Annotated in this window: 6 protein-coding genes; all 6 read left to right on the top strand. The window is 28.5% G+C overall.

Translation table 11 applies throughout. The features are described 5' to 3' along the window. Positions 1-121: 121 nt before the first annotated feature. A complete protein-coding gene (locus VN21_RS05640; RefSeq protein ID WP_046822446.1) occupies positions 122-1,690 on the top strand; it encodes an ABC transporter ATP-binding protein in 1,569 nt (522 codons plus the stop codon). After that, positions 1,683-2,777: an ABC transporter permease gene (locus VN21_RS05635; protein ID WP_046822445.1), complete on the top strand. Its 1,095-nt coding sequence runs from the start codon at positions 1,683-1,685 to the stop codon at positions 2,775-2,777. Before VN21_RS05640 ends, VN21_RS05635 begins: the two co-directional genes overlap by 8 nt. Then, complete coding sequence (locus VN21_RS05630) at positions 2,777-3,712, top strand: ABC transporter permease (RefSeq protein ID WP_046822444.1); 936 nt, start codon at positions 2,777-2,779, stop codon at positions 3,710-3,712. The genes VN21_RS05635 and VN21_RS05630 overlap by 1 nt, the downstream gene beginning before the upstream one ends. Before the next feature lie 142 nt (positions 3,713-3,854). After that, entirely contained in the window at positions 3,855-4,619 is a 765-nt protein-coding gene (locus tag VN21_RS05625) for a DUF6873 family GME fold protein (RefSeq protein ID WP_052951991.1), read from the top strand. 5 nt (positions 4,620-4,624) lie between these two features. Continuing rightward, a complete protein-coding gene (locus VN21_RS05620) occupies positions 4,625-5,425 on the top strand; it encodes a putative sporulation protein YtxC (RefSeq protein WP_046822443.1) in 801 nt (266 codons plus the stop codon). Between the two features lie 81 nt (positions 5,426-5,506). Next, positions 5,507-6,098: DUF445 domain-containing protein (locus VN21_RS05615; protein WP_046822442.1), on the top strand; the 592-nt coding region annotated here is incomplete at its 3' end.

Here is a 6,098-nt window from a genome sequence, read left to right as displayed (position 1 = left end):
CAAAAAGTATGTATAATAAATAAAATATTACCTACTATTTGTTGAAATTAAATTGTTATAATACTTATTTTTTAGTATAATAAAATTGGCGATAAGTAAATAAGGAGGGTTATTATAAACTATGATTAATAGCAATGTAGACCACAGTCTAAAAGTTGTAGAAATGAAAAGTATAACTAAAAAGTTTGGGAATTTCACAGCTAATGATAACATAAATTTGACTGTACATAAAGGTGAGGTACATGCTTTATTAGGTGAAAATGGAGCAGGAAAGTCAACATTAATGAACATTCTTTATGGGCTATACCATCCGACTTCAGGGGAGATATTTATAAAAGGGGAAAACGTTGGAATGGAAAACCCTAATGTAGCGATATCTCATGGGATAGGTATGGTTCACCAACATTTCATGTTAGTACAGCCATTTACAGTTGCTCAGAATATAATACTAGGTACAGAACCTACAAAAGGTATGGGAGCAATAGATATGAAAAAAGCGATAGAAGATGTTAGTGATCTATCAAAAAAATATGGATTACATGTAGATCCTAATTCAAAAGTAGAAGATATAAGTGTTGGGATGCAACAAAGAGTTGAAATATTGAAAGCTTTATACAGAGGTGCAGATATACTAATATTAGATGAACCCACTGCAGTTTTAACTCCGCAAGAAATAAATGAGCTTATGAATATTATAAAGAACTTAACTAAGCAAGGAAAATCAGTAATAATAATAACTCATAAATTAAAAGAAATAAAGGCAGCAGCAGATTATTGTACTATCATAAGAAGAGGTAAAGATATAGGAACGGTAAAGGTATGTGATACAACAGAAGATGAATTGGCAGCTATGATGGTAGGTAGAGAAGTAAGCTTTAAAGTGGATAAAGAAGATTCTAAAGTAGGAGATATAATACTTGAAGTTAAAAATATAAGTGCTAAAGATAATAGAAAAGTACAAGTATTAAATGATTTATCTTTAGAGGTAAGAGCTGGAGAAATTTTAGGAATAGCAGGTGTAGATGGAAATGGTCAATCTGAACTTGTTGAAATATTAACTGGGTTGAAAAAAGCAGATTCAGGAAGTGTAAAGGTTAATGGATCTGAACTTATAAATGAAAAGCCAATTAATATATTTAAAAAAGGTATAAAAAATATACCCGAGGATAGACATAAAAGAGGACTTATATTAGATTTTACAGTTGCTGAAAATACAGTTTTACAAAGATATAAAGAAAAAAGATTCTCTAAAAATGGAGTTCTAAATAATAAAGAAATTGAAAAACATGCAAACGAAATAATAGAAGAATTTGATGTTAGACCAACTGATTTTACATTAAAGGCTAGATCTTTATCTGGAGGAAATCAACAAAAAGTTATAATTGGTAGAGAGGTTGACAACATAAGAGTAGATAGAGCTGCGACAGGACAACCTCAGGTATTAATAGCAACACAACCTACTAGAGGGTTAGATGTTGGAGCAATTGAATTTGTTCATAAAGCGATAGTTGAACAAAGAGATGCAGGCAATGCAGTTTTATTAGTATCTTTAGAACTTGATGAAGTTATGAATCTATCAGATAGAATAGCTGTAATTTATGAAGGAAAAATAGTTGGCATTGTGGATGCTAAGAATGCAGATGAAAATACTTTAGGATTTATGATGGCAGGAGGTGTAGATAATGAGTAATGATGTTAAGGCAAAAAAGAAAATTTCTTTTGCTAATAATACGATAGTATTTTCTATTATATCTATATTTTTAGGATTATTAGTAGGAGCAATAGCTTTAACTATAGCGGGATTTAATCCAATAGAAGCTTATTCAGTAATGATTGAAGGGATCATCGGTAAACCTAAGTATATAGCATGGACTATTATAAAGGCTACTCCATTAATTTTAACAGGTTTATCAATAGCCTTTGCGTTTAAAACAGGTTTATTCAATATAGGAGCAGAAGGCCAGTTTATTATAGGTGCATTAGCAGCAACTATAGTAGGATATACAGTTCATTTACCAGCAATAATACATATACCTCTTACTTTAGCTGTAGCTGCACTAGCAGGAGCCTGTTGGGGAGGATTTGCAGGATTTTTAAAATCTAAATTTGGAGTTAATGAAGTTATATCTACTATAATGTTAAACTGGATTGCGTTTTATCTAAATAATTATATGATAATGCAACCATGGCTAAGAGAAGGTAATAGTGAAGCATCTCATATGATAAATGAGAGTGCTAGTATAAGTATAGATTGGCTAACGGGACTAGTAGGTCCAGCGACAAAAGCTAACTGGGGTATAATAATAGCAATTATATTAGTCTTAATAATAGCTTTTATATTAGCTAAAACAACTTTAGGATACGAACTTAGAGGAGTTGGATACAATAAGTTCGGAGCTGAATATGGAGGAATAAACATAAATTCATCTATATTCAAATCTATGGCTATAGCAGGTATGCTTGCTGCATTAGCGGGAGCAGTTCAAGTTATGGGTGTAGCGCAAAATATAACGGTACTTGCAGCGCCAGAAGGGAATGGATTTGACGGGATAGCTGTTGCACTTATTGCTAACAGTAATCCTATAGGTGTAATTTTCTCAGGATTATTATTTGGAGCACTTAAATATGGTGGAACAAAAATGCAAACTATACAAGCTCCATCAGAAGTAATAAACATTGTTATAGGATCTATTGTTTATTTTATAGCATTAAGCAGTGTAATAAGAATGTTATTTATAAAATATAAGAATAAAAAGAAAAAAGGGGGACTTGAATAATGGAAGATTTAGCTTTAATTTTAAGTACGACTTTAATGTACTCTACGCCCCTTATATTTACAGCGTTAGGTGGAGTATTATCAGAAAATTCAGGTATAGTTAATATAGGATTAGAGGGTATGATGACTATAGGTGCTTTTGCGGGGGCAGCAGCAGGATATTTAGTAGGTAATCCTTGGATAGCGTTTTTGATAGGTGGATTAGCAGGTGGTTTATTTGCATTAATACATGCTATTGCAACTGTAAGTTTTAATGCAGATCATACTATATCAGGTGTTGCTATTAACCTACTTGCACCTGGAGTAGCACTATTCTCTTCTAAAATATTATTTGATGGAGCTACGATGACTCCGACTATAGCTATGGAAAATAAAATACCAAGACCTTTAAATGGTTTATTTGCAGAAGGTAGTATATTAAACACAGTTTTTAATACTTATGCAACAGTATTTATAGCATTTATACTTGTAGCTATAGTATGGTACGTTTTATATAAAACAAAGTTAGGGCTTAGAATAAGATCTGTTGGAGAACATCCAGGAGCTGCAGATACTTTAGGTATTAATGTAAATCGAGTTAGATATATTGCAGTAATTGCATCTGGTATATTAGCTGGTTTAGGAGGAGCATCTATGAGTTTAGCAATTGTTTCTTCATTTAGACCAACGTTAATTTCTGGGCAGGGATATATAGCTATGGCAGCTGTTATATTTGGTAAGTGGAAGCCACAAGGAGCTATGGCAGCTTGTTTATTATTTGGATTCTCAACTGCTTTATCAGTATTCTTTGGAAACCCAGAACTTCCATTTAGAATAAATGAAAATTTATTATCAATGATACCGTATGTAATAACGTTAGTCGTTTTAGTATTATTTATAAAATCTTCTAAAGCTCCGGCAGCATTAGGAAACCCATATAAAAAAGGTGAAAGATAAAAAAGATGATAGCATTGCTATCATCTTTTTTTATGTCTAAAATAAATATAAAAAATTATTATTGGTCTATTAAAAATGAAAATAAGTATATAAAATATTAGTTGTATTATAAAAGTAAAATCGATATAGAAGGAACGGTGAAATGAAATTAGTACATAGTAAGCAATCTTTTGTAATTGATGGTGATTTATGTCTAGCATTGGTAGATAAAAGAATTACTTGCGATATAGAATTAGAATTAAAAAGAAGAAATATACAAATAATAAAAACTATAGAATGTAAAGAGTGTTACGATGCTATAAAATATCATCCAGATATATGCGTATGTAATTTAGGGGAAGGAAATATAGTTGTAGCACCAAATGTATATGATTTTTACTTAGAAACATTAACTCCATTAGGTTTTAATGTAATCAAAGGTAGTAGCTACATAGAAAACAAATATCCTAATAATATTCAATATAATGTAACCATAATGGGCAAATTTGCAATACATAATTTTGATTATACAGATAAAGAAATTTTAGAATATATAAATAAAAGAAATCTTGTGAAGATAAATGTAAAACAAGGATACTCTAAATGTTCAATTTGTATAGTTGATGAAAATTCAATTATAACTTCTGATAAGGGTATTTATAAATCTGTAAAGCAATATGGTATAGATTGTCTTCTTATAAGTCATGGAAATATAAAATTATTTCAATTGGATTATGGATTTATAGGTGGATGTACAGGATTTATAAGTAAAAATGACATAGCTTTTTTAGGAAATATAAAAAAACATCCAGATTATGAGATTATAAAAAAATTTATAAAATCAAAAAATAAGGAAATAGTAAGTTTAAGTAAAGAACAATTATTAGATTTAGGTTCTATAATTCCTCTTATGACTAGAAAGGAGTGATGACTATGAACAACAAAGAGATTTATCTGAGCTTATTACCTAAATATAAATTAGCTGTAAATCAATTTGTAAAACAAACTAAGTTTAGAAATATTATAAATTACAATGAAGATGTTATAGAAATAAAAATAAGCGCGAAGGATAGAACTGATGAAACAGTATTAGAAATATCAAGAGAAATAACCGATATTTTAATGAAAGTAATAAAAGATGTTATATTAAAGGAATATATACAAAAATCATATGGAGATAAATATAAGCAGGAAATAGAAAAAATATATTTAAAATCATTAGAAGGATTTGAAAAAAAAGATTTGTTATTAAGAGAAATAATATTTTGTAGAATGAATGATTACATATTAAATAATGACCATATAGATGTCGATGGTTTTGTTAAATTTAGAATGAAAGAACTAATGGGATATATATCTAATATCTGTGAAGATGCACTTGAAGAACATTTAATAGAGAAAGATTATGATGAATTTATAAGTGTGTTAAGATATTTTATAAATGTACAAGAAAATAAAATTGATACACTAAAAGTATACATAAGAAAAGATAATTCGTTTATATTATATGATAAAAATGACAACATAATAGAAAATGAAAATGATGAAGAATTAATAAATATGTTTATAAAAGAAAATTTAAATTATGAAGATTTCTTGATTAGTACATTACTTTCTTTGTGTCCTAATCATATAATTATATACGATTCTTTACAAACTAACTCATCTAGAGAAATTATAGATACTATAAAAGCAATATTTGAAGAAAAGGTGGAAGAAAAAAATAAATCTTAAAATTGAAAAAATGTATTGAAAAAAAATCATTAAAGTATAAAATATATATTGTTTCTAATTAAAATGAGAAGGAGATTTGAGATGAACAATATATATATAATTTTAATGATGGCAATTATTGGAGGTATTATTGGATACGTAACTAACAAATTGGCTATAAAGCTTATATTTAGACCTATTAACCCTATAAAAATACCTATGACGAATTTTGAAGTAATAGGTCTTATACCGAAGAGAAGAAAAGAAATAGCTATAAAAATAGGAGAAGTTATACAAGATGAGTTTGTATCTTTAGATGATATATTAGAAAATTTAATAACAGAAGAAGATAAAGTAAAAGCTACTGAATATATAAAACTTAAAGTTAACTCTATAGTAGAGGAAAAAGCGACTCTTATACCGAGCTATATAAAATCTGTTATAAAAAATTATATAGAGGATATAATAGAAAAAGAAGTAAGTGCTTCTATTGACGAACTAGGAAGTGGAATTGTATCAAAAGCACATGAAAGAGTAAATATACAACAAATAGTAGAAGAGAAGGTTGATAGTTTAGATTTACTTGAATTAGAAAATATAATACTTAGCATAGCAAGTAATGAGTTAAAGCATATAGAATTATTGGGATTAATACTAGGTTTTGTTATAGGAATAATACAAGGTATAATAACAA

Origin of the sequence: Paraclostridium benzoelyticum, from assembly GCF_001006285.1 — a bacterium.
Classification (GTDB): domain Bacteria; phylum Bacillota; class Clostridia; order Peptostreptococcales; family Peptostreptococcaceae; genus Paraclostridium; species Paraclostridium benzoelyticum.
The sequence above is the reverse complement of the archived record's forward strand: the minus strand, read 5'-3'. Positions and strand labels throughout refer to the sequence as shown.